This is a genomic window from Streptomyces sp. NPDC107528, from assembly GCF_055639295.1.
Map to the genome: position 1 here is coordinate 1 of NZ_JBVKAV010000020.1, position 23,201 is coordinate 23,201.

Below are 23,201 nucleotides of genomic sequence, written 5' to 3' on the forward strand. Positions count from 1 at the left end.
GGATCTCGGGGGTCTCCGCCGCCAGCCGCTCCGCCATCCGGGCGCGGTGCTCCCCGGCCACCGAACACAGCGACTGCACGGCCTCGTTGAAGCGCAACTGGCCGAGGGCCTTGTTGGGGCTCAGCTCCGGACTCGACACTGCTGTCGATGAGCCGTGTGACATGAGGGTGCTAGCCTACGTTCTAGAACACACTGCATTCCGCGGTCGGGATTCTGCGTTGAGGGTGCTGAAGTCGTCAGGGCAGGCCGGTTCGCAGCAGCGTTGACGCAAATGAGGTCGGCACTGTGGCCAACCGGCCGCGGTTGGCCACATGGAATGTGTGCAGCCGACGTTGTTCGAAGCTGTGTTGGGCGGAATAGTGTGAGGCGAACCGGTCCAGTCGGCACCGTGTAGTGATGCTGGTACGGAAGACCGAGCGCTGCCGACCAGGGGCGCCTCGCATGGCACCGACGGAGGACACCAGTAACCGTGGATGCACATAGCCGAGGGGAAGCGGACGAGATAGATCCCGCCGACCAGTGGGTACTGAACCCGCAGACCGGCGACTATGAACTGCGACTGGATGCTCCGCAGCGGAGAACTTCCTCCTCCGGCGCTACTCGCGCAAGAAGGGCCCGTCGCCCGCACGAAGCCGCAAACTCGGGGACTGGTAGGGGCGCATCAGGCGGGAGCGGAAGACCGGCTGCAAGGGGCACTGGGGTGCAGCGCCGGCGCCGGCGATCTGTCGATGCCTCGGCCGCCCGAGTATCCCGGCACGTCGGCCCCCGAAAGGCCAGGTCCAAGGCGAAGAAGGTGCTGGGTTGGAGCGGAGGCATCCTGTCGCTCCTGCTTGTTGCGACGGCGGGTGCGGGATACCTCTACCTTGAGCACCTGAGCTCCAACCTCCATTCTGTCCCCGACGACAACGCCGGTACTGGCGGCTTCAGTAAGGATCGGCCGATCAACATCTTGCTGATCGGTACCGACAAGCGCGTCGGGGCAGGAAACGAGAAGTACGGCGACAAGAACAGTCCCGGGCACGCAGACACGACCGTACTCCTGCATGTTTCCAAAGACCGTTCGAACGCGACGGCGTTGAGCATTCCACGGGACCTCATCACGGATGTACCGGACTGCCCGACAGCGCAGGACGACGGGTCGACGAAGACGATTCCGGGAGAACAAGGCGTTCGCTTCAACGTCAGCCTGGGTCAGGCCGGCCGCACGCCGAGTTGCACCATGCGAACTGTCACCAAGATCACCGGAGTCCGGCCGGACCACTTCATGGTTGCCGACTTCAACGCGGTCAAGACTCTCACCTCCGCGGTCGGCGGAGTGCCCATCTGCCTTGGCAAGGACATTGATGACAAGGAATCAAAGCTGAGATTACCGGCCGGTGAGCACATCATCGAGGGAGAGGACGCTCTTGCGTTCGTCCGCACCCGGAAGTCGTTCGGGAACAAGGGCGATCTGGACCGCATCAAAAGCCAGCAACAGTTTCTGAGTTCGCTCATGCGTAAGCTCAAGTCGAATGACACCCTTACGAGCCCGACCAAGCTGTTCAATCTGGCGGAGGCCGGAACCGAGGCCCTGACAGTCGACTCCGCGATCAGCGACATCTGGAAGCTCCGGGATCTCGGCCTTGAACTAGGCAAGTTCAACATGAAGAATTTGACATTCGCCACTGTCCCTGTCCTGGACAACCCAGCGGAAACAGTCAAAGCGACTGTCGTTCTGGACAAGCCTAAGTCCGACGCACTCTTTGCCATGGTCCGCGACGACGTCTCTCTGACGGAGGTCGAGCAGAGCAAGGTAACCACGGAGAGGCAGGCAGAGCGGCTCAAGGGCGCTCGGGCCGACGCTCTCGATGTACGCGTCGACGTGTTCAACGGCGGCGCTCCCCCGGGCTCTGCTCAGACGACGCTGGACTGGCTCCAGAATAAGGAGAGGATTCCTCATTCGACGAACAAGGGCAATGCCCCCGGCGATGTCGCCAAGACGCAGCTGGAGTATGCGCCGAACCAGGCCGACCAAGCCCGCAAGCTCGCTGATCTCATGGGCTTGTCCGCCTCGGCGCTCAAGCCCGGCACAGTGGACGCCGATCCTCTGAAAGCGATGAAGCTGACCCTCGGTGCCGACTTCTTGGGCGCGGGAGTGCCCCTCAGCGCTCCGGCCAAGGTTCCTGACGGGGTGCAGAAGGTCGAGGCTGACAAGAAGGTTTGCGCTAAATGACGCCGATGAGTTGGAGAACGATCAGATCTTCACGGTGATACAACGCACACCGTCGGCAATGGCGTCAATACGCCATTCCCTTGCGTCTCTGGCACTCTGAGATGAAGGGTCATAGCCATATCGGGGGCCAACGCGTCCTTCCGTGCTGAGGTGAATCACGGGCAGCTCTTCCTAGAAGGCCGTGGCGTGATTCTGACGGAGAGACATGGAAATGAGGAATCCGGTAGGGGTAACGCAGATACCTACTGCCAGGGTCTACGGCCTGCTGCTGGGGCTGGGGGTACTGGACGGAGCCGGGTACAGTTTGATCGCGCCGGTGCTGCCGGGTCTGGCCGAACGAACTGGGGCCAGTGCCACCGTGATGGGGCTGTTGGTCGCCACGTTCCCCCTCGGCATGGTCGCCGGATTTGCAGTGGCCGGGTTTGCCGCCTCCCGCAGCACCCCGGCGCGGCTGATCGTGACGGGACTGCTACTCGCCGCCGCTGGCTGTTTGGGCTTCGTCTTCGGCGATACTCTGATCGTTTTTGCAGTGTCACGACTGGTCATGGGGCTGGGGTCGGGAGGCCTTTGGCTCGGAATCACCTTCGCCGCATTGGCAGCCTGGCCCGGTCAGGAATACCAGCGCGTCAGCCGTGTTTATGCCTCGTATTCGGTTGGTGGTCTGCTGGGCCCCGTCCTAGGCTCGATTCCCGGGATCCGTGGCCCATTTGCCGCCTACCTGGTCTTCGCTCTCGTGGCCGTGGCTCCCGTACTGGTGTGCAAACTTCCGCCTACGCACGGACTGTTCACAACTGATCGAGGCGCACTGCGCTCGCATGGATTCTGGCTGGCGTGCGCCGGAATCGCGTTTGCCGTGATGGCGCTGGGTTTGCTGGAAGGTGTCTTCCCACTGCACTTCGGGACCCAACTCACACAGGTCCAGATAGGCGTTCTCTACGCGGCGACATCGATGTTGGTGGCGCTGAGCGCGACGCTTGCCGTCCGCTGGCAACCGCGACGGCTGCTCATGACCTCCACTGTGGCGGTCATAGCCGGCTTCGGTGTGGCAGGGACCAGCTCATCGGCACCGGTGTGGATCGTGGCCCTGATCGTGTCAGGGGCCGGCATCGGCATGGCGAATACCGGTGCCGTCGGCCTGTTGCTCGAGGCTGTGCCCGCGCAGCGCATCGTCGCGGCCATGGTGCTGTGGTCTCAGATCGGCATCCTGGGCTACTTGGTCGCCCCGCTGCTAGGTGGGCCGGCCGTGGACGTGATCGGGTACACAGCTGTGGCTGGCGTTGTCTCAGTGCCGGCGGCGGCGACCGTCTTCATGCTGACCTGGCGGCAGCGAGCCTGATGTGTTCCAGATAGGCGGTTTGAGGCGGCGTTGGCAGCGTGGGGCTGCTGCGAGTCGGAGGAAGGTCACGTGACGGCGTGGTGACAGGGTTCCTGCGAAGCTCGTGGAATCGTGGCGTGGCATGCGTGAGCACTCCGTACCGCTTCTTCCTGTGCCCAGGAGGCGTTGAGGTGATGCGGAGCGGCATCGCACCCCTTGGAGTGTTGCTGCTCATACACGTTTTCCAGCGCTGCTCGTATGTGGCGGCTGAATACCGAGCCTGTCCTTCCTGAGCAGCAGCTCTCGAACAGGCCTGCACGCGCGGTCCCTTCCTCTCGTCGTTGTCAGGAGTGCCTAGTGCCCACGCTGCTTCCCCCCGCCCTCGTGCCCTTCCTTGACCTGTTGCGCTGCCCGACGTGCTGCGCATGCCTTCGCCCCGAACCTGGTGCACTGCGCTGCCCGGCGGGTCACACCTTCAATATCGCCCGCCAAGGCTATGTCAGCCTGCTGACGGGCACCCGCGCCACCAGCGGAGACGACGCGGCCATGGCACAGTCGCGGGAACGGTTCCTGCAAACCGGCACGTACGCGCCCATCCGCCAAGCCCTGGCCAGCCTGGCGGCCGACGTCCTGCCCGATCAGGGCACGGTCGTGGACGTCGGTTGCGGCACTGGCTACTACCTGGCCGGCGTACTCGACCGACTGCCGGACGCCTGTGGTCTGGGCCTCGACACCTCAGTGCGCGCGCTGCGCTCGTCGGCCCGAGCCCATGTGCGAGCCGCTGCGGCAAGTTGGGACGTCTTCCGTTCCTTCCCTCTGGCCGACGGGGTGGCCGATGTGGTGCTGAACGTTTTCGCTCCCCGCAACCCATCCGAGTTTCACCGAGTGCTGCGTCTGACCGGCCGGTTGATTGTGGTGCGTCCTACCGTGCGACACCTGGCCGAGTTGCAGGGGAGCCTGCCCGCCATGGTTACCGTGGATCCGGCCAAGGAACAACGCTTGCGTCAGGCGCTGGGTCCCTTCTTCGAAGCCACTGGCAGCCAGAAGGTGGAGTACGTAGCTTCCTTGACCAGACAGGAGGCCCTCGACCTGTTGGGAATGACGCCGAGTGCACGCCACCTGAACAGTGCAGATATCGATGACGCTCTCATGCCCGATCAGGTCACCGTCTCCGTGCTGGCCACCACCTACCAGCCTCTGTCGAACCAATCAGCGCGCTATGGAGGCGGAGGTGAAGGGAGTTGAGGAACATCGGAACGGAAACCGCCGTTGCGCCCCCGCAAGGCCTGAGAGGTGCTTTGACCGGCTGTTCGGTTGAGGCAGAGCCGTGCGGCCGTTTTGTTGAGCGCCCACTGCCCGGAAGCAGAGTGTGCCGTCCCGTATGGAGTTGGAGCGGTCTACACCATGGATGACGCGGACCAGTAGCTGGCCGAGGGCAAGCGACGGTCCCATAACCGGCTGGGCTCCGAGGCTCAGCGCACAACGCCTGCCATCTCGGTTGTTCGCCTTGATACATACAAGACGATTCGTAGCGTCTCGCATTGCAGGTAGTGTGATGCTTATGAACGCGCAGCGCAAAGGCCCTAGGCGCAACGAAGCCGCCCGGCGCGCTATCTTGACCGCCGCCCTGGAGCTCACTGCGCAAGATGGATACGCCGGTCTTACGATCGAGCGCATTGCGGTCAAGGCGGGCGCCGGCAAGCAGACCGTTTACCGGTGGTGGCCCTCCAAAGGCGCGGTTCTCCTTGACGCGCTGCTCATGATCAGTGAGGGGGACAGTGACGGCACACGCCCGGCTGAGCTGCCGGACACCGGTGACCTTGAGGCAGACCTGAAGGCGGTACTCCACGCCACGGTTTCGGAACTCAATACGCCTGAAATCAGTAAGCCGATGCGGGTGCTTGCCTTGGAGATGCTCGGGGACGATGCCCTAGCGGCCGACTATCGGCAGCGGCTGGAGAGGCCTGTCAAGGAGATGAAGAGGCGGCGCCTTCGCAGGGCTCAGCTAGCGGGCCATCTTGCTCCAGAGGTGGACTTGGATGTGGCCATCGAGATGATCTGGGGCCCGCTGAGGAATCGCTGGTTGCACCACGAGGGGCCTCTGACTTCGGCGTATGTCGATATCGTGCTCAAAACGGCCTTGGACGGGATGCGTCCAAGGCCGTGAATCGCAGGGCGGGCTCGATCGAGCAGTAGTGGGTTCTGGCACAGATCCTGGGGAGCGGTCACGGCGCGTATGCGGTAGTCCCGGGATCACGAGACTCTGTCCGAACACTTCGAGACGAGGTCACCGTTCGCAGCGGTTGGTGTGCTGGCTCTTCACCGGACGTGTTCTTCGTTCCACGCCTCGCGGGCAGTGTCATTGACCATCAGTTCGGTCGCTTGAGCAGCCGGCGGAAACTGACGAACCCTGCGGGATATGCCTGCAAATCCCGAACCTTGCGACGTGCCGACGTAGTTCAGGAAGGTTGGTGACGAGGATGTTCCGGCGGTCAGTGTCACGCTCGCCGATGTTCGCAGTAGGTCGAGGTGCAGCCAGCGAGCCACATGTCCAGCCCGGCCAGGGGACGTCGGGAAACGGCGCTCACCCGAGCGCCACGCCCCACAGCCGGTCGACCTCGCCCAGCATCGCCTGCTTCGCCTGCGGGCCGGGCCATCTCCAATCGCGCAGGTAGCGCGATTCCTCCTGTTGGGGTGACTCTGTCGGGGATCTTGGAGTTCTCCGGTGCAGCAGCATGGTCGACGGGCATGCTCGGGTAGTTCCGCCGACCGATGCAGCTGTCGAGGTGCCCGTTGTCCCGGCGCCCCCGTTCCATTGAGCACGTTCCGCCTCTGACCGCGCGGGTCGCGCGGCGAGCAACCCAGGTGGCACGACAGCGAATGGGTGCGGGACCGGCTGGACGGACTGTGGCGCGACGAGGGCTTCGCGGACTGGTACCCCAGGGACGGACGTCCGGGCTCTCGCCCGCTCAGCTGGCCACCGTCTGTGTGCTGCAGTTCCTGCTCGGCCTGTCGGACCGGCAGGCCGCCGAGGCGGTCCGCTGCCGCATCAAGATTGCGATGGCCTTGGGGCTGGTCGATCCCGGATTCCACCACAGCGTGCTGGCCGACTTCCGTGACCGTCTCGCTGAAGACGGCCCGTGCCGACCTTGCACCTGCCCGTCTCAAGGAGGCCTGACTGGTGTCCGAGCGCACCATACAGCGCACCGACTCCACCCACGTCCTGGCCGCGGTGCGTGACGTGAACCGCCTGGAGCTGATCACCGAAGCGGTTCGCGCCGCACTCGAAGAGGTCGCCAGCATCTCCCCTCATCTGCTCGACGAGCTGATCGACGAGGCCCGGGGCTCCGCTACGGTCGGCCGGTCCGCCTGGGGAAGAACTCCACCAAGCCCATGACCAGGATCCTTGCCACCGGAAACGATGCAGTCCGGCTCCTGGAACAGCTCTACCGGTACGGAGCGGACCGCATGTCCGGTCCTCGTCTTCAGGCTCTGCGACAGATCATGATGCGGAACCATCACTGTGATGCTGCTGGGCACCTTTGCTGGCGCCCCGCCGAGAAGGAAGACGGGGCGGGTCTGCCGCCGTCGTCGAGGGCGATCGTCTCGCCCTACGACTTGGCCCGCTACGCACGGCACGGGCGCATCATCAGCTGGAAGGGGTTCACCGCTCATCTAACCGAGACCTGCGCTGCCGACGGTCCCAACGTGATCACGGATGTCGCCACCACCGCGGCCACCACCCACGACAGCCAGGTCCTGCCCGGCATCCACACCCGCCTGGCGCGTCGCGGGCTGCTGCCCGCCGAGCACCTGGTCGACGCCGGCTACACCTCTTTGCCCCGCCCCACCTGGAACAAGCTGCCCGTGAACACCAGGTCACCGTCTCCGGACCGCTGAAGAGCAACCCCACGCACCAGCATCGCCGCAACGAGGGCTTCGCCCGGGACAACTTCCATATCGACTTCGTCCCTGCCCGGCACGCACGCAGTGCACCAGCACCGCCGACAGCGCCCGCACCGTGGGCTTTCCCTCACGTGAGCTCCGTGACCTGCAACTCCGCGTCCACGTCGAACAGTAGACGCCCGAGTGGGAGGCCCGATACGCGGTTCGCTCCGGAGTGGCAGGCAGGGTCAACGAGTTCGCTCGCGGACACGGCAGGCGGCGCTGCCGCTACCGAGCACAGGGAAGGTCCACGTCCAGCACGTGTTGCCGGCCATCGCCGTCAACATCGAGCGCAGCGGCGGACTGTCACCGGCTGAGGAAGCCCCCACACCCTGCCAGCCGACTGCCTTCCAGAACTACCTCGACCAGCGCGAGATCCCTTGCCCGAAGTCCCGGCGAACCCTGCGCAGTTGCTCCGCCGACACCAAGTTGCCCGACAGAGTCAAGCTGAAAGAGCATTTTGTTCCGGCGAGGTTGTTTGGTACCGGTTCGCGGGTTGCTCGGGATGAAGTTTTCTGGGGCCGGTGTGCCTCACGGGACTTGTGGGTCAGGGCTTTGAGTAACCGGTCCGGTACAGGCGGTTCGCTTCTGCCTGATTCCAAGGCGCCCCCGAATAGCGCTGTTTGCGTCCTGGGCAGGTGGCGTGCCTGACGGTACTACCGAAACATGGAGCGCGACCGACCGTATCCGAGCGACTTGGCCAATGCTCGATGGGAGCTGCTGGAGCCCGTCCTTGCGCACTGGCGGGCCGAGCGCAGCGGCAGAGGATTGGACCTCGGCCGGTCACCCGAACTGGAATGCCCTGGCGCTACCTCCCGCACGATGTCCCGCAATGGCAAACCGTCTACGGGTACTTCGCCGCCTGGCAGAAAGAAGATATCCTCAGTCGGCTGAACGGCCTGCTGCGCCTCCTTGTGCGCGAGGCAGAAGGCCGTGACGCGGAACCGAGCGCCTGCGCGCTGGATGGCCAGAGCGTCAAGACCTCCGCCAACGTGCCCGCGGTCGGCGTCAGGGCATCGACGCAGGCAAAAAAACTGCAGGCCGCGAGCGCCACATCGGCGTCGACACCCTCGGCCTGCTGCTGCCCGTCTGGTGACCGCCGCCAGCGTCTTTCGACAACACCGGCCGCACCCACCTGCTGTGCCAGATCGCCACCAACAGCCCCCGTGTCAAAGCCGGACCGACACCGGCTACCGCACCTAGGCAATTGACCACGGCGCCCGACCGGGATTGACGTCGAGAACGTGCACCATTACTCCGGCGCCAAAGTTTCAAAGTGATCCCCCGGCGTGGGGTCGGAGAGCGAACCTTCGGCTGGCTGATGCATCACCGACGTCTCGCCCGAGACTATGAAACCCACCCACACCGTTCCGAAGCCATAATCCACGTCGCAATGATCGACCTATAAGCCGACGTCTCACCCGCGAATGCACCCTGGACTGGGCGACACCTAAACCTCGAACCAAACAATCTCGCCGGAACAAAACGCTCTCTGAGCCACACCGCCCGGCTTGCCTCCAGCATCTCCAGTGCACGCAGCAGCGCGGCCTCGTCGTTCCTCACGTCGCCCGCAGTGCTTAGGTACGCTCACGTCCCGTCGAATCCGAGCGGGTAATAGCAGCCCGCAGTGTCCCTCAGGGCTCGGTGGCGTCGCACGAAGGGAACATCGCGGTCGCGGACGCGTCTGTCATAAACACGGAAGCTCATGCCTCGATCATCTCGCAGTTGCAAAAAGCACATTCGGAGAGGGTCTCAAGACGAGCGACGTGGCTTTCTCTGCTCTGGCGCAGTTCCTAGGCAGGGGCCAGTGTGAGCTACTGAAGCAGGATCATCTTGCGGAGTAGTGCGAATGCGTCTCGTCCGTAGGGTTGGCCCTTGATTTTCTTTATGCGTTCACAGCGCCCTCGACGCTGCCGGAGCTCTTTCCAGGGTGAGTCCGGCGGTCACGGCGTCGAGGTCGCGGAGCGGGTGGAGTGCGAAGCCGGTGAAGCCTGGTAGTTGGGCGGCGTCGACGGCGTTGATCCAGGTGGCGTTGCCGCTCGCGCCGTACGGCTCGGGAGTCGTACGCCTTGGCGCCCAGGACGGATTCAGGTCTGAGGGTCACGGGCGGGTACGAAGTTGTTCACGGTCGCCTTGTCATCTAGCCGCTCCGGCAACAGGTGCATCCTCACCGATGCAGAGTTCTCACCCAAGCGGCTTTTTTGGCACCAACCCGCCGGCTGCCCTGATTTCGCGTCCTGGCAATCTCGCCCGGGCCACCGAGTTGTGAACCTGTGGAGGCGAGGGGACCCGCGTTAAGCACGCTGGCCCCCTCGCCGTCAATCGGTACGCGGCACGCCCAGGGAAGGCAGAAAAACACCGCGACACCATCGAGCAGATATTCTCCCTGCTCCATCAAGTTCAACGACCCTCTCCGCAGAGGAAGCTGCCCGAACACTACGACACCATGTCCACTGGGCCTGCGACCTCATGTACCGAAGGGCACCTAGACAACTATCGATGGCTACGAGCTCCTTGGGACAGCGAGGGGATGAGTAAGAACTTGGTTCGCGCAAGCTTACGGATCGCTGTTACGCATTTCCACTAACTTCGCGACAGGTGCCGCTAACAATGCTTCCGTTGTTCGAAATGCAAACCTTAATGGTTACTCTCTCGTCATCAAGAATGTTGAGGTCTACCGATTCGGTGTGACCGTATCCGCCCGTGTTCGTCACCGTGCTCACGAGCGTGCCGTTGACGAATACCTGCCCGCGGACACCGGCACTGTCTTCGCTGTTGTCGACCACACGGAAGTGCTCTCCCTCGCCAATGAAGGTGGCCACGCCCGCCCATTCGATGTAGCCAGGCTGCGCCTTTGTCCCCACCGAGAAATTCGGATCGGCGGCCTGCGCAGCCCCTGTAACCCCGATGACAAGGGTTGCTGCGGCCAGCACAGAGCCCACCCCAGTAATAACTCGCCGCACGTCTGTACGCATGGAAATTCACCTTTCAGTAATCGTTTGCCAGATAGCGAAACGAGGCATTTCTGGCCTCGCTTCGCAGGGTTCGTGAGCATGCGCGAGTGATCTTACAGGCCGTAAGGATGAATGCGCACCTACTGGCGTCTTTGCGCCATAGCGAGAAATGCGGTTGCTCCTACGTGTATGGCATTGACAGGAAACGCAAGCAGGAGCCAGGAAAGGGGTCCGCTAGCTCTTCAGCGTCCGATTTCAAGCGTATTCACCGAGATTAAAACCCATTCAAGACTTTCGTGCAAGGATCACCTGGTTGACCCTAAGAGCTCGTAACACGATCACGCGACTCAGCCCCGGTAGTCATGTAGTGGCGAAGCGTGGGAGCGTGGCCCTGAATCGCGGGCGATGCCCTGTGTTGGGAAGTGGGGCTGGATGCGCGTGGTCTGTGTGGCGACGTCGCCGGAATCGGGACCGTTCCACGAGGTCGAGAGACGTTCAGAGGTGCAGAACTGTCAGGCCGCTGCAACGTCCTACGCTTTGCCGAGATCGAAGTCCCGATCATGGACGACCTCGCTGTTTTCACGGGCGACTTTGTCCTGGAACTCGATCGGGCGTGGGACCTGGTGTGCGACTGCACCCAGATGCCGGCGGCCAGCAGATGAGGCCGCAGGCCAATGAGCCGAAGGCGTCGTGGAGTTCGGTCCGGCGTTCTGAGCGGGCTGCGAGGCGTTTGAACATGGTGGGGCAGGGCGAAGCCTGCTCGACGACGTATCGAGTTGCCCAAGCCTTTGATGTTCGGTCTCCCTGCGGGAGATGACCGGCAGGATCCGGCGCTTGGGCAGCTCCTCGTGGTGAGGGCGGGGGTCGTAGCCCTTGTCGCCGAGCAGCGCATCGGGGCGGCGGCGTGGTCGGCCGCGACGCCCGGCCGCCAGCGGGATGCCATCGGCCAGGGCGAGGGTCTGAGTGACGTCGTTGACGTTGGCAGCGGTGGTGATGACTTTGAGCGGGGTCCCGCGGCCGTTGCAGATCAGGTGGTGTTCGCTGCCCGTCTTCAGCCGGTTGACCGGCGACGGACCGGTGTCGGCTCCCTCTTTTCGCACGGATGTGGGAGCCGTCCACACATGCGCGGGACCAGTCCAGTTCGCCGGCCACGTTCAACTCGGCGAGAGAGTGAGTGTGACGCGACCGCCGAAACCGGGAGGAGCCGGTGGTACGAAGACTTTTGCAGACGAGATCATGGCACTCGTGCACCGGCCGCTCGGTCAAACAACGCCATTCCGACGGGCGGCCGCTCCGTCGCGAGATTCAACCCTCATAGGCACATGATCCGGGTGGGCCATCGCCGACGCCGCGGCCCGAGTGGTATGCCCAGGCACGGGGCGTAGGGCCCAACGGCGCAGCACGGTAGCCAGCACGATGGTCGCCTCCATCCAGGAGAAGCTTTCACCGATGCACTTCCGGCTGCCCGCGCCGAAGGGTACGAACTCCTCGCGCCGCAAACCGGCACGCCGCTCCGGCAGCCACCTGTCGGGAACGAATCTGTCGGGATCCTTGAAGAGGGAGGGGTCCCGGTGCAGGGCGTAGAGACTGAAGGCCACCTCGGATCCGGCGGGGACGTAGTGACCGCCGAGCTCGACGTCCGACGTCGCACGGCGCATCAGCAATGTGACGCCGTACAGTCGGATCACCTCGTCCAGAACCCGGCGCACGGCAGGGAGCCGAGGGACATCCTCGTGGGTCACCGGCCGGTCACCCACGACTTCGAGCACTTCCGCCACCACCTCCTCGTCCACCTCGGGATGACGGCCGAGTTCCAGGAGGGCCCAGGACACTGTGGACGCCGTTGTCTCGGTGCCGGCGAAGAGGATCGTGACGACCTGGTCCCTCACCTCCTCGTCCGTGAGGAACGCACCCGTGTCCGTGTCCCGAGCTGCGAGCAGTACGGACACAAGGTCATGCCGGTTCGACGTCCCTGCTTGTCGGGTCGCGACGATCACGTCATCGATGACGCTGCGCATTCTGGCCGCCGCCGCGTCGAACGCCCGGTTGGGGCGGATCGGCAGGCGGTCCAGAAACCGGGGGGACGCGGCACGGACGAGCATGTTCTTAAGGATGACGGGCAAGTCCCGCCGCACCGCCTCGACAGCGGCATGCCCGAGATCGGTTGCGAACATGGTCTCGGCCAGGGTTTCGATCGTGTAAGCGCTTATGGCCTCCTCGACGGCGATTACCTGCCCCGGTGCCCATGATTCGGCGAGTCCCTCGGCACGCCTGCTCATGATGTCGGCGTACGCCGCGAGACGCGTCGGATGGAACAGGGGCTGCATCAGCCGGCGGTGCGCGCGATGGATGTCCCCATTGGAGTTGGCCAACCCATTGCCGACCAGCGGCCGTACCCGGTCGAAGAGCCGGCCCTTCTCGAAGTGACGTGCCTGTCGCACCGTCACTTCGTGCACCATCCGGGCGCTGGTGGCGACGTACATGGGCATAGTGCCGAGGTCGACCCGCACCAGCTCGCCGCTGTTTCTCAGCGATGTCAGGAAGCCCAGTGGGTCCCGCCACAATTTGGCGGCGTGACCCAGCAGTGGCAGCCCTCCAGGGGCCTTGGGGACGGGGAGCGTCTCACCCGACACGCGACCACCTCTGCTTCCGTTCTCTGCGCGGGATGGTGTTGCGGTCCTCCGCTATCGCCGACGACGTCGCCTCCGGAAGTACGTCCCACCACCAGGAGATCGCCGGGATCTCCAGCGGCTCGGGGCTGTCGTCGGTGGGGACATCGGTGAACGCGGTCGGAATGTTCGCCGGATTTTCCGGAGTGGTGTAGCGCACCGAGCTGATTCCCCAGTCCTGAGCCGCGCGTATGAAGTGCGCCAGACTGGCGACGTACTGGCGCAGCTGAGGACTGCCGACGTGGGTCAGATGCTTGCTCAACCCCATGAACAGGCACATCACCCGATCCCGCTGCGCGATGGCCAGGTTGAGCGCCTCCTCGGCCGTGAGACCGTACTCCTTCTCGAGAACCCGCAGTACGTTCAGGTGATAACCGGGGGCGTGGCGCTCCTTGTGGTCCGAGAGGATGTCGTTGTCCCAGGTGATCACGAAGGAGGCCATCTCGCCCACCGCACGTACAACGCGGCTGCTGCGTTCGTACGGCTGAAGCTCGTAGCCGTGGCCCATCTCCAGAATCGGCAACACGACGGAGGTTGCGCCGTCATACAGCCGCATCAGGGTGTAGTCGTTGAGACCCGGGACGCTTCCCGCTCGACGGTGTCCGGCCTCCCACACCACGGAGAAGAAATACTCGCGAAGTGCGTCCACCCAGCGTGCTGCCTGGTCCGCAGTGCCGTACTTGTCCACCCGTGCCCGCAGGTCACGCAATCCGGCAGCGAGCGGATCATCGTCGAGCATTGACGTCTCGGGGTTTTGCGCCACTCGGGTCAGGCGGTGCAGCACTCCGGCCAGCTCCCCGGGATGCTGCCCGAGTTCGCCTTCCTCGCAGTACCCGTCGTCGACGCCGAAGAGCCACAGGACGAAGTCGGAGAGGAGGAGGACGACCTCCTCGCGTCCGTCCGGAAGAATTCTGGCGCTGAATGTCCCGATGTCGTGTTTGACGAGACGATCGCGCAAGTCCCGTGAGCCGATGCAGAAATAATCGGCCCAGGCGATGGTCCCCGCATCGATTTCGGTGTGACGCGGATGAATCGCCGAGGGGAGGGGGGAGTACAGGGGCGGAACTATCAGCTCGGACGCCAACGCGGATTCCTCATCCCTCGGGTGCCGCCGTGTGGGCGAGTTGCTGGATCACACGGTCGTAAGGCACCTCGGCCTGGTCAACTACGGTGCATGGTGATCACGAGAAGAGGCCTGTGAACTCGGCGTCTCGCCTCGGGATTGCTTCAGTACTACATCGGTCAGCTTCTGTGCCGCCGGGTTGTGAGGCGTCGCCACCAAGAGGAGAATCGCCCCTGCTGTGGCCGGGGGGCGGGTGGCGTAGCCGGCGGAGTATTCACCTCTGCCACCGACAGCGGCTGTGCACTGGTGGAGGCGAATTGGTCGGTGCTGTCAGTGGTGGCAACCGCCCGGGGACGGGGCGCGGTGAAGCTGACGGGCAGTGAGTCCAGGCGCCTGGACAGCCAAGCGGCGTGCGAGCGCAGTTCGCTTCGGTCCACGGCGAGGTGCAGGTCAGGTAGTCGTGCCAACAGTGTGTCGATGCCCGTGTCCGCGATGGCCCGGCCGATCTCCTGTCCCGGGCATTCATGAGGGCCGCTGCAGAAGGACAGGTGACCGCGGTTGCCATGGAGTGGAGCTGACGGGTCGGGGCGGATCTCAGGATCGGCGTTCCCGGCTTCCAGCCCGAGCATGAGCAGATCGCCTCTGCGTATCTGCCGACCGCCCAGCACCGTGTCTCCCGTGGCCCAACGGCCTGGGATGGCCGACAGGGGTGGTTCGTCCCACAGGACCTGCTCCACCGCGTCGGGCAGCGTCATATGGCCACCGGCCAGGTGAGCGCGGAAGCGGTGGTCGGTCAGAACAAGCCGGAGCGTATTGGCGATCAGGTTGACCGTGGTCTCATTCGCTGCGATCAGCACCAGCCGCAGGTGCTCCACGACCTCGTCATCGTTGAGGTCGGCCTCGTGGCCGAGAAGCCGGCTCGCAAGGTCATGACCGGGCTGATTCTTCTTCCTGGCGGTAAGAGTGCGCAGCATCTCCACCACGAAGTCGTTGCTCTGCAGAGCCGTCGGGGAGCCCTTCATCAGGTCCAGCGCGGCCCCGGCCAGCATGGGCCCGTGCTTCTCGGGCATGCCCAGCAGCTGGGTCATCACCAGCATGGGCAGCTTCTCTGCGAACTCGCTGATGAGATCGGCGCTACCGCGTGCGGCGAATGTGTCGACCAACTGGTCGGTGTACCGGATGACGTAGCGCCGGACACCCCGCCGGTCGAAGCTCTGCAGACTATCGGTGACCGCGGAGCGCAGGCGCCGGTGCTCCTCGCCGTCTACGAAGATGCAGTTCGGCTGCCACTCGACCATGGGCCTGAGGGGGGAGTCAGCCGCGACTCTGCCCTCGTGGAACATCCGCCAGTGGCGAGAGTCGCGCGTGAAGCGCGCCGGAGAGCGAGTGACCTCGAGGATCTCCCGGTAGCCGAGCACCAGCCATGCCGGCAGGTCGCCGTGCAGCAGCACGGGTGCCACTGCGCCGTGTTCCCTGCGAAGCGCTTCGTACATCGCGCGCGGGTCTGCCTCCGCTACCGGGCCGTAGAGCCGGTGCAGTTGCTCGGCACCGAGGCCGTGCGCCGGACAGCCCGGGGGAGGATTCGGGCCGGTGAACGGGTTGTGGGTGGCGTTGGCGGTCGGGTGGGTCGGCTCCATGGTCATGACGCCTCCTGCGTCGTGGCAAGGCTCTGCAGATACCGCATCAGCGTGAGCAGCACGTCCCGGCTCGACGTCCGCTGACGTGCGTCACACGGCACGATCGGCACGCGGTCAGGCAGGTCCAGGGCTGAACGCAGCTCCTCCATCGGGTACTGCGGCGCGTCCGGGAAGGTGTTGACGGCCACGACGAAGGGCACCCCGCGTTCCTCCAGGCGTCCGATGACGTCGAAACTGACCTCGAGGCGACGGGTGTCGACCATGACCACGGCGCCGAGAGCGCCTTCGAAGAGTCCGCGCCACAGAAACCAGAAGCGCTCCTGCCCGGGGGTGCCGAACAGGTAGAGCACCAGTTCCTTGTTGATGCTGATGCGGCCGAAATCCATGGCGACCGTCGTCGACGTCTTGGTGCCGATTCCCGACAGATCGTCGATCCCGACGCCCGCTTGGGTCATCGTTTCCTCCGTCGTCAGGGGACGGATCTCGCTGACTGCGCCGACCAGCGTGGTCTTGCCAACTCCAAATCCACCGACAATCACCACCTTGATGGCGGCCGTGGCAGACGCCGGCAACGCGTCTGCAGTCTGGGGCCCCGCGGACTGTGCCGTCTGCTCAGAGCCTCTGAAGTCCATGGATTACTGCCTCCAGTAGAGCGCGGTCGGGAAGTGCGACGGGTGGGACGGGCGCACGGGCTATCACTCGGTTGTCGGCGACGAGGTCTCCGAGTAGGACGGTGATGACGCTGACCGGCAGGCGTGTGTACGCCGACACCTCGGCTACGGACAAGGGTGACTGGCACAGCCGGATGATCGCCGCTTGCTCGGGCGGCATACCGGTCTTGGGCCGGGATCTGGAAACGATCAATGTGACCAGGTCCAGCGTCACAGGAGTCGACGTGATGCTCCGGCCGCCCGTGATCACGTACAGTCGCTCCGGACCCTCCTCTTCCACGTTCCCGCCTGCCGCATGGTTCACCGAGAGGTACCGTCCTCTTGACGCGGTGGACTGCTCAAGTGCTCCCCGATCCGCAGGACGAGATCGCGCATGCGCTGCCCCATCAGTCCCGCGTCCACCCCTTCGTCGGCGAGAACGGCGAGATAGGCTCCGGTGCCGGCGGCCATCAGGTAGAAGAAACCGCCGTCCATCTCGATGACGACCATGCGCATCTGGCCCTGGCTGTACGGAAGTTCGGATGCTACGGCGGCGGCGAGGGACTGCAGGCCGGCGCACGCCGCCGCGATCCGGTCTGCGACGTCCGTGTCCGTGCCGTACTGCGCCATGCGCAGACCGTCGGCGGAGAGGAGGACCACGTGTCTGGTCTGCGGAACCCCCGCGGCCAGGTCCTTGAGCATCCAGTCCATGTTGGCCTGCCGCTGAGTCATTGCTGCGTATTCCCCTTGCTAGCGTCTGCGGCCCCACTTGAAAGGCCGCTCTGGAAGGCGGCGAGCCACATCCCGGGCTGTACCTGCGGAGCGGGCTCCTCGACAGAGGCCGAGGCTATTGCGCTGGGCATGGGCGCATCCGCATCGCCGTGAGCGACGTGATTCCTACGGCGGCGCTGGGGAAGGCCCGAGGCGGTTCGACCAGCCACGAAGGCCGAGGGCTCGGCATCCGCCACGATTTGCGTGTGGCGGTCAGCGTCCTCAGCCGGTGCCTGGCGCTGCGCAGCCGCATATGTCTCAGGCGCGGCCGTTGAGGTCGGGACAGTCGTACGGGGCACGGAGGACGTCCCGATTCCATGGGCAAGACCGGTCGCGGCTGCAACGGTGGTGATGAGGTCCTGCGGTACGACCAGAACCGCGCGTACGCCGCCGTAGGCGGAGGAGCGCAGTGCCACCCGGAACCCGTAGGCCTGCGCCAGCCGGCCCACGACTGCCAGGCCGAGGCGCGGCGTTTCGCCGAGATCGGTGAGGTCCAGGCCCTGCTGTGCCTGGCGGAGCAAACGCTCGGCCCTCTTGCGTGCCTCCTCGCTCATACTGAGGCCGCCATCCTCGACCTCGACAGCGATACCCGACTGGACGTCCACCGCGGTCACATGGACCTTGGCCTGGGGCGGCGAGTAGCGGGTGGCGTTGTCAAGGAGTTCGGCGAGAGCATGAATCAGAGGTTCTACGGCAGGGCCCGTGACAGCGACTTCGGCGACGGAGTGCAGTTCAACGCGCTGGTAGTCGATGATCCGCGACATGGCACCACGCAGCACGCTGTAGAGAGGTACGGCTCGACTCCATTGCCGGCCGGGCCGCGCGCCCCCGAGGACTGCGATGGAATCGGCGAGGCGACCGATCAGCGCCGTGCCGTGATCGAGGCGAAGCAAATCGCCGAAGACATCGGGTGACTTGCCGTGCCTGTCCTCCATCTCGCGTAGTTCTTGCGCCTGTTGGTGGACGATGGCCTGCACGCGCCGGGCGATGTTCACGAAGGCGCGCTGCGCCGACTCACGAAGATCTTCTTCGGCGACAACTGCGTCGACAACCGCACGGACGACGACCTGTTGCGCCTCGGGGGCGTGAAGCGAGGCGAGTACGTCTTGCGGGAACTCCCCTCTGCGCAGGCGCTCTACGACGTCAGGCAGCAGGTTCGTTGCCAGGTATGCGGCCTCGTCCGCCTGGTGTGCAAGGCGGGCATCACGCTCGGCGATGCTCCCCTGCAGTCGGCGGATCCGCTCGCTGCGGCGTGTCAGCTCAGCGCCCATGACCGCCACCGCAACGGTGGCGACGGCCCCGATGACCGCGACATGTGTTCGTGCCGAGGCGGGCGCCAAGAGCGCACAGACCACGGTCGTGACAGCAGTCATTGCGGCAGGCAGAAGCCATCTGTGGGAGGACGAACGTTCACGTGAATGCACTTTGTGGACAGGTCCAGTCAGGAGACAGGGATGTGGTGTCCGGGGCAGTGCGTGGCGATGGCAGAACGACGTCGTGAGCCGAGGGCCGGGCCGAGCATGCTGTACCCCGGGGCAGGCGAGGTCGACGTCAAGTAGGCTTCAATTCGATCGACTTCGCCGACAATCTTGGTCAGCTTCGATCAGTAGAACACTCAATCTGACACCATGTCGGTCCTCTGGGCGATGATCGGCGCAATGCCGCCAACTTGGCGTAGCTACTTCACTCGTGACATGGATACAGGCGCCGACCTCGGTGAGTCTGGCGAGCAGTCACACAAGTAAGTGTCAAAGGCGATGACCGAGGGATGGATCGGATGCACGGCGGGTCCCGCCTGGCTGCCGCGGTCCAACTGTTACGCAACCGGCTGATCGTTCGCCGCGTATCCTCAACTCGGCGAGCTCCCGACGGTCCTACCTGAGGCCCCCGGCCCTCTTGCGCTGCCGGCCCCGGGTCGGCTCCCGTCGCCGCTGTCCGCGACAACGACCGGCACGGCGGATGGTTGGCCAGGAACCTTGAAGGTCACCCGCTCCCGCGTCTTGTCGTGCCTGACCAGATGGACCCCAGTCTGGCCAGTCCGCTCCCAGCTGCATGAATACGGCAGGTGCAGCAACTGGGCCCGAGTGACCGGCGCGCAGCCCGTCGCCGCCGCGAGCCCCCCGAACGGCGGCTTCAACGAGCAGCGTATGTAGCGCGGCAGGTGCACGCGGTCGCATCCCTGCTCGGGGCGTACGACTGGACAGGACGGACGATCGAATACCACCGTGCGCAGATCCACTGGAGACTGAGCTTTCGTGAGTGCGTGAGTGACCGTTGCGGATAACCAGAGCAGGCATCGCCTGACTGCCCCAGGCTGGGCTGGCTGGGAGCGGTGAACGGAAGTCTGGCGGGATCCGGCTCACGCAGGCTGGGGCCCAGTCGGAGCCGCGCAACCTGCGCAGGGTCAAGAACGAGGTGGCCGGTCGTTTTGGAGGTGGTGACACGCTCCTGACCTGTACCCCCACTTGCGCCAGCGCGTCCCCTTCCCAACGGCGGCGGCCGATGTGAACGAACCGCCGTAGCGGTGCTCGGCTCACTGCAGCATCCGTACTGTCGCACTGCCAGATCTCTGAGATTCCCGTCACTCAGTGGCATAGCGGAGGGTCTCCGCACCTGTCATCAGGAGCGAAGGTGGTCAGTGACTCACCAGAAGCACATCGTGCCGGTTCAACCAACGAAGGCCTACCCGAAATGAAAGTGCCTCAAGTGTCCATTGTCGTGCCTTGCTTCAATGAGAGCGAGGTGATCGACGCCTTTCACACGGCAGTGGTCGCCTCATTGGAGGCAACCGGGCGATCCTTCGAGATCTGCTATGTCAATGACGGCAGCAGTGACGGGACCGGACTGCGCCTGAGGCGCCTCGCGGCAGTCGACTCGCGGGTGCGCTACACCTCCTTCAGCCGCAACTTCGGCAAGGAGTCAGCGATGCTCGCCGGACTGCGCCTGTCCCGGGGGGAGGCGGTCGTGCTGATGGACGCGGACCTCCAACACCCGCCCGGGCTGGTCCCGCGAATGCTGGAACTGCACGAAAGCGGCTACGACCAAGTAGTCGCCCAGCGTGATCGCAGCGGCGAATCTCCCGCACGCAAGGCATTCAGCAGCGCCTACTACCGCCTGGTCCGACGCTTCATGGAAGTCGAGGTGGCCGACGGCGCCGGCGATTTTCGATTGCTGTCACGCCGTGCCGTGAGCGCCGTGCTCTCTCTCCCTGAGACCAACCGCTTCTCCAAGGGACTTTTCTCCTGGATCGGCTTTGAGGCCGTCAGTTTCACCTACACCAATGTGCTAAGGGCAGCCGGGCAGTCCAAGTGGGGAGGGCGTCGGTTGCTCAACTACGGCATCGACGGCCTGCTTTCCTTCAACAGCCGACCTCTGCGCATGGCAATCCACACGGGGCTCTGGCTCTTCCTGGCCGCGGTCGGCTACGCATTGTGGATCGTCGCGAGCGTCGTACTCCACGGTGTGGACACCCCTGGCTACGCGACACTGATTACGGTCATCGTCGGGCTGAGCGGACTGCAACTGATCACTCTCGGAGTGGTCGGTGAGTACGTGGGCCGGATCTACCATGAGTCCAAGCGGCGACCGCACTACGTCGTGAGTGAGACAAGCGAATCTCATCAGGTGTCCGCCCTGAGCCGCCCGCGCGAAGTGGTGGGACAGGTGCCTTCGGAATCATGAAGGCTCGTGGACTCAAGCAACTCGCGTCGTTTGCCGTGGTCGGCATCGTCAACACAGCCATCTACTACGCCGTGTACGCCACCGTGAACCTCTGGACGCCCTATCTGGCAGCCCACATTGCGGGCTACGCCGTCGCTATGAGCGCTTCGTTCCTGCTTAACTCGTACATCACCCTGCGCATCAAACCGACCTGGCGAGGCTTCACCCGATATCCGCTGTCGGGTGTGGTCAATGTCGCTGCGAGCGGCATCATGCTCCACCTTGCGGTGGCCGCACTGGGCATGGACGAGAACCTCGCCGCCTTGGCGGCCGGCCTGTTGGCCACACCGCTTTCCTTCCTCGCGGCCCGCTGGGCCATCACCGCGGGCCAGGCGCCCGCGCCATCGACGACGGGGACCATCCGAGCGCGCACACTAAGGCAGCAGTGACGTGACCATCGACACAACCAGTGCGTCCCGTACCGCGCGATCCGTCGATCCTATCGGCCCACGCCGACGCCCGGCTTTCCAGTGGCGCACCCTCCGGCTGGTCGCATTCGCCGTGCCACCGCTCGCTCTCCTCGCCATGGCCTCGTGGTTCGGCCGTTACGTGCGTCCCAGTGCCGACGAATGGTGCTTCATTCCCACCGTTCGTGACCATGGTGTCACAGGACTGATCAGCACGTTCTACTTCACCGACAACGGGCGCTTGGGCAATGGGCTGCTTGTCGGCCTGTACGCGCAGTTCCCGGTCGCCGGGCACCAATGGTTTGCCCCCATCAGCGGAGTGCTCATGCTGGTGCTGTTGTGGGTGGTGGTGGCCCAACTGCTGCGTGCGGCCGCTTTGGAAGCGCCCAGCGGCACGGCACTGCTGGCTGCCTCCGTGATCACGACGGTTTTCCTCTTCGCGACTCCGAACACCTACAAGACGTTCTACTGGCCCGCAGCCTCCGTCTCGCACACCCTGGCGCCGGTGCTGGCCTGTGCGGCCGCGATCCCACTGCTGCGGGCGAACGACCGCCGTGGCCGCCGCTTCGCTGTGGCGACCGTGCTGGTGGCCGGAGTCTTCATGGGCACACTCTCCGAAGAGGTCTCGGTCGTCGCCCTCGTGGCGCTGTCGGTTCTGCTGCTGATCGTCCACCACCTTGTCGTGCGGAGGCTGCGCCGCTTCGTCAGAGTCTGGTCATTGACCGCGATGGCCGGTATCGCCCTCGGCACTGTCCTGCTGGTGACGTCCCCCGGGTCCCGCACCCGTCGCACGCGCTACGGCGCCGACCGCGCGTCCATGCTCGCCCCCGACTCGCTGTTGGCCTCCCTGCGTGGTTACGCGCGCATTCTGGAGATTGTCTTCACCACGTGGCACTATCTCGCGGTGGTGGCGGTCGGAGTATTGACCGGTCTGCTCGTCCGTAGCCGGGCCGGCCATCCCCGGGTGTTCCTGCCGTACCGGCCACTGCTGCTCACAGCGTTTGGCGCCATCACCTTCCTTGTATCCGGATATCTGTGCACCGTCATCACCTATCCCGTCTTCGGGGCGAAGGTGGTGACCACCGAGCGCACCTGGAACGACTATCTCCTGCTCCACATCTTCGTGTTGACCGCCGCCGGCGCCTTCGCGGGTCGGGCCCTGCGCCGTCGTACCCGCGCCACCGGTGTGACAGTGGCCGCGACGGCAGCCGCAGCGGTGTGCACCGCCGTTGTACTCGCCCTGTTCGCTCCGCTGAGCGGACTCGGTGAAGACATGCGGGTGCGGGCCGCCAACTGGGACCAGCAGGACCGGTATCTGCGCGAGCAGGCGGACAACGGCGCCACGGTGGCTCCGTACACACCCCTTTCGGTGTCCAAGATGCTGGAGCCGTTCAGCCAGGGGGCCCGCAAGGTGTGGCCTGCCCAATGCGTCGCCAATTACTACCACCTGGACGAGGTCACCCACGCCACTCTGCTCCCAACCCCCTGAAAGTCGGGAACCCTCCATCGCGCAGTTGATCGGCCCCGGAATGTGGTCACGGAGCCACTTCAGAGCCATGCGCCGAGGAGCCCCATAGGGATCAGCAGCACACGCAGTTGACGAGGATCGCAGGGGCACGGGTCAGGTTGAGGGCCCAGCCGCTGAGCGCCGCTCTGAGGGGAGAAACTGCCATGGGTACCGCGCTGCGCGCAGGGAGAACGGTGGGGAGCGAGTCTGGGAGCGGCGTTGGATCAGCGTGAGGGCGAGCGCTGAGTAGGAGCCCGTAGAGTCCGGCGAAGAGGAGGCGTATATACGCCAACGGGAGATAATAGGATCTTGATGGAGTACATTTGATACGCACTCAGGTCAGGCCGTACG

20 protein-coding genes and 1 pseudogene are annotated in these 23,201 nt (G+C 64.7%); 11 read left to right on the forward strand and 10 right to left on the reverse strand.

What is annotated here, in order from left to right:
• Positions 1 to 469 precede the first annotated feature (469 nt).
• The 4 genes from ACZ7L5_RS42665 (at position 470) to ACZ7L5_RS42680 (ending at position 5,694) form a co-directional block, all read left to right on the forward strand.
• A complete protein-coding gene (locus ACZ7L5_RS42665; protein ID WP_471524195.1) occupies positions 470 to 2,212 on the forward strand; it encodes an LCP family protein in 1,743 nt (580 codons plus the stop codon).
• Between the two features lie 211 nt (positions 2,213 to 2,423).
• The gene (locus ACZ7L5_RS42670; protein WP_471524196.1) at positions 2,424 to 3,548 is read left to right on the forward strand and encodes an MFS transporter; all 1,125 of its coding nucleotides are present in this window, start codon (positions 2,424 to 2,426) and stop codon (positions 3,546 to 3,548) included.
• Positions 3,549 to 3,884: 336 nt separating this feature from the next.
• A complete protein-coding gene (locus ACZ7L5_RS42675) occupies positions 3,885 to 4,772 on the forward strand; it encodes a putative RNA methyltransferase (protein ID WP_471524198.1) in 888 nt (295 codons plus the stop codon).
• A gap of 316 nt (positions 4,773 to 5,088) precedes the next feature.
• A complete protein-coding gene (locus ACZ7L5_RS42680) occupies positions 5,089 to 5,694 on the forward strand; it encodes a TetR/AcrR family transcriptional regulator (RefSeq protein WP_471524200.1) in 606 nt (201 codons plus the stop codon).
• A 152-nt stretch (positions 5,695 to 5,846) separates the two neighbouring features.
• Here ACZ7L5_RS42680 and ACZ7L5_RS42685 read toward each other — a convergent pair whose 3' ends face one another.
• Positions 5,847 to 6,029 carry a hypothetical protein gene (locus tag ACZ7L5_RS42685; RefSeq protein ID WP_471524201.1) on the reverse strand — a complete coding sequence of 61 codons (183 nt, stop codon included), beginning with the start codon at positions 6,027 to 6,029 and terminating at the stop codon, positions 5,847 to 5,849.
• 378 nt (positions 6,030 to 6,407) lie between these two features.
• Here ACZ7L5_RS42685 and ACZ7L5_RS42690 point away from each other — a divergent pair, with 378 nt between their 5' ends.
• The 4 genes and pseudogenes from ACZ7L5_RS42690 to ACZ7L5_RS42705 form a co-directional block, all read left to right on the forward strand.
• Positions 6,408 to 6,767 carry a transposase gene (locus ACZ7L5_RS42690; protein ID WP_471524203.1) on the forward strand — a complete coding sequence of 120 codons (360 nt, stop codon included), beginning with the start codon at positions 6,408 to 6,410 and terminating at the stop codon, positions 6,765 to 6,767.
• Positions 6,709 to 6,924: a hypothetical protein gene (locus ACZ7L5_RS42695; protein ID WP_471524205.1), complete on the forward strand. Its 216-nt coding sequence runs from the start codon at positions 6,709 to 6,711 to the stop codon at positions 6,922 to 6,924. The genes ACZ7L5_RS42690 and ACZ7L5_RS42695 overlap by 59 nt, the downstream gene beginning before the upstream one ends.
• Positions 6,925 to 7,235: 311 nt before the next feature.
• Positions 7,236 to 7,427, forward strand: a complete 192-nt coding sequence (locus ACZ7L5_RS42700; protein ID WP_471524207.1) for a hypothetical protein — start codon at positions 7,236 to 7,238, stop codon at positions 7,425 to 7,427.
• A 711-nt stretch (positions 7,428 to 8,138) separates the two neighbouring features.
• Positions 8,139 to 8,915, forward strand: a pseudogene (locus ACZ7L5_RS42705) (IS5 family transposase); the annotation flags it as partial.
• A gap of 1,127 nt (positions 8,916 to 10,042) precedes the next feature.
• On the opposite strand, the gene ACZ7L5_RS42710 reads toward ACZ7L5_RS42705, so the two are convergent.
• The 9 genes from ACZ7L5_RS42710 to ACZ7L5_RS42750 all read right to left on the reverse strand — a co-directional run bounded on the left by ACZ7L5_RS42710 (position 10,043) and on the right by ACZ7L5_RS42750 (position 18,589).
• Positions 10,043 to 10,447: a hypothetical protein gene (locus ACZ7L5_RS42710; protein ID WP_471524209.1), complete on the reverse strand. Its 405-nt coding sequence runs from the start codon at positions 10,445 to 10,447 to the stop codon at positions 10,043 to 10,045.
• Between the two features lie 509 nt (positions 10,448 to 10,956).
• Positions 10,957 to 11,526 (reverse strand): transposase, encoded by a 570-nt coding sequence (locus tag ACZ7L5_RS42715; protein WP_471524211.1) that lies wholly within the window; start codon positions 11,524 to 11,526, stop codon positions 10,957 to 10,959.
• A gap of 162 nt (positions 11,527 to 11,688) precedes the next feature.
• Complete coding sequence (locus ACZ7L5_RS42720) at positions 11,689 to 13,059, reverse strand: cytochrome P450 (RefSeq protein ID WP_471524213.1); 1,371 nt, start codon at positions 13,057 to 13,059, stop codon at positions 11,689 to 11,691.
• The gene (locus ACZ7L5_RS42725) at positions 13,049 to 14,179 is read right to left on the reverse strand and encodes a selina-4(15),7(11)-diene synthase (RefSeq protein WP_471524215.1); all 1,131 of its coding nucleotides are present in this window, start codon (positions 14,177 to 14,179) and stop codon (positions 13,049 to 13,051) included. Before ACZ7L5_RS42725 ends, ACZ7L5_RS42720 begins: the two co-directional genes overlap by 11 nt.
• A gap of 158 nt (positions 14,180 to 14,337) precedes the next feature.
• Positions 14,338 to 15,801, reverse strand: coding sequence for a cytochrome P450 (locus tag ACZ7L5_RS42730; protein ID WP_471524217.1), 1,464 nt, complete (start codon positions 15,799 to 15,801; stop codon positions 14,338 to 14,340).
• Positions 15,798 to 16,427 (reverse strand): GTP-binding protein, encoded by a 630-nt coding sequence (locus tag ACZ7L5_RS42735; protein WP_471524219.1) that lies wholly within the window; start codon positions 16,425 to 16,427, stop codon positions 15,798 to 15,800. Before ACZ7L5_RS42735 ends, ACZ7L5_RS42730 begins: the two co-directional genes overlap by 4 nt.
• Positions 16,408 to 16,770, reverse strand: a complete 363-nt coding sequence (locus ACZ7L5_RS42740) for a DUF742 domain-containing protein (protein WP_471524227.1) — start codon at positions 16,768 to 16,770, stop codon at positions 16,408 to 16,410. Before ACZ7L5_RS42740 ends, ACZ7L5_RS42735 begins: the two co-directional genes overlap by 20 nt.
• Complete coding sequence (locus tag ACZ7L5_RS42745) at positions 16,767 to 17,177, reverse strand: roadblock/LC7 domain-containing protein (RefSeq protein WP_471524229.1); 411 nt, start codon at positions 17,175 to 17,177, stop codon at positions 16,767 to 16,769. Before ACZ7L5_RS42745 ends, ACZ7L5_RS42740 begins: the two co-directional genes overlap by 4 nt.
• Positions 17,174 to 18,589 (reverse strand): sensor histidine kinase, encoded by a 1,416-nt coding sequence (locus ACZ7L5_RS42750; protein ID WP_471524231.1) that lies wholly within the window; start codon positions 18,587 to 18,589, stop codon positions 17,174 to 17,176. Before ACZ7L5_RS42750 ends, ACZ7L5_RS42745 begins: the two co-directional genes overlap by 4 nt.
• Before the next feature lie 1,324 nt (positions 18,590 to 19,913).
• On the opposite strand from ACZ7L5_RS42750, the gene ACZ7L5_RS42755 reads away from it, so the two are divergent.
• From ACZ7L5_RS42755 to ACZ7L5_RS42765, 3 genes are all read left to right on the forward strand, one after another.
• Positions 19,914 to 20,897, forward strand: a complete 984-nt coding sequence (locus tag ACZ7L5_RS42755; RefSeq protein ID WP_471524357.1) for a glycosyltransferase family 2 protein — start codon at positions 19,914 to 19,916, stop codon at positions 20,895 to 20,897.
• Positions 20,894 to 21,325 carry a GtrA family protein gene (locus ACZ7L5_RS42760; RefSeq protein ID WP_471524233.1) on the forward strand — a complete coding sequence of 144 codons (432 nt, stop codon included), beginning with the start codon at positions 20,894 to 20,896 and terminating at the stop codon, positions 21,323 to 21,325. The genes ACZ7L5_RS42755 and ACZ7L5_RS42760 overlap by 4 nt, the downstream gene beginning before the upstream one ends.
• Positions 21,326 to 21,584: 259 nt before the next feature.
• Positions 21,585 to 22,832 (forward strand): DUF6056 family protein, encoded by a 1,248-nt coding sequence (locus ACZ7L5_RS42765; protein ID WP_471524235.1) that lies wholly within the window; start codon positions 21,585 to 21,587, stop codon positions 22,830 to 22,832.
• The last annotated feature ends 369 nt before the right edge of the window (positions 22,833 to 23,201 follow it).

Bases quoted from the DNA above. Each gene is read 5' to 3' on its own strand.
- ACZ7L5_RS42670 (WP_471524196.1), top strand. From the start codon at position 2,424: ATGAGGAATCCGGTAGGGGTAACGCAGATACCTACTGCCAGGGTCTAC.
- ACZ7L5_RS42680 (WP_471524200.1), top strand. From the start codon at position 5,089: ATGAACGCGCAGCGCAAAGGCCCTAGGCGCAACGAAGCCGCCCGGCGC.
- ACZ7L5_RS42690 (WP_471524203.1), top strand. From the start codon at position 6,408: ATGGGTGCGGGACCGGCTGGACGGACTGTGGCGCGACGAGGGCTTCGC.
- ACZ7L5_RS42710 (WP_471524209.1), bottom strand. From the start codon at position 10,447: ATGCGTACAGACGTGCGGCGAGTTATTACTGGGGTGGGCTCTGTGCTG.
- ACZ7L5_RS42730 (WP_471524217.1), bottom strand. From the start codon at position 15,801: ATGACCATGGAGCCGACCCACCCGACCGCCAACGCCACCCACAACCCG.
- ACZ7L5_RS42735 (WP_471524219.1), bottom strand. From the start codon at position 16,427: ATGGACTTCAGAGGCTCTGAGCAGACGGCACAGTCCGCGGGGCCCCAG.
- ACZ7L5_RS42745 (WP_471524229.1), bottom strand. From the start codon at position 17,177: ATGACTCAGCGGCAGGCCAACATGGACTGGATGCTCAAGGACCTGGCC.
- ACZ7L5_RS42750 (WP_471524231.1), bottom strand. From the start codon at position 18,589: ATGACTGCTGTCACGACCGTGGTCTGTGCGCTCTTGGCGCCCGCCTCG.
- ACZ7L5_RS42760 (WP_471524233.1), top strand. From the start codon at position 20,894: ATGAAGGCTCGTGGACTCAAGCAACTCGCGTCGTTTGCCGTGGTCGGC.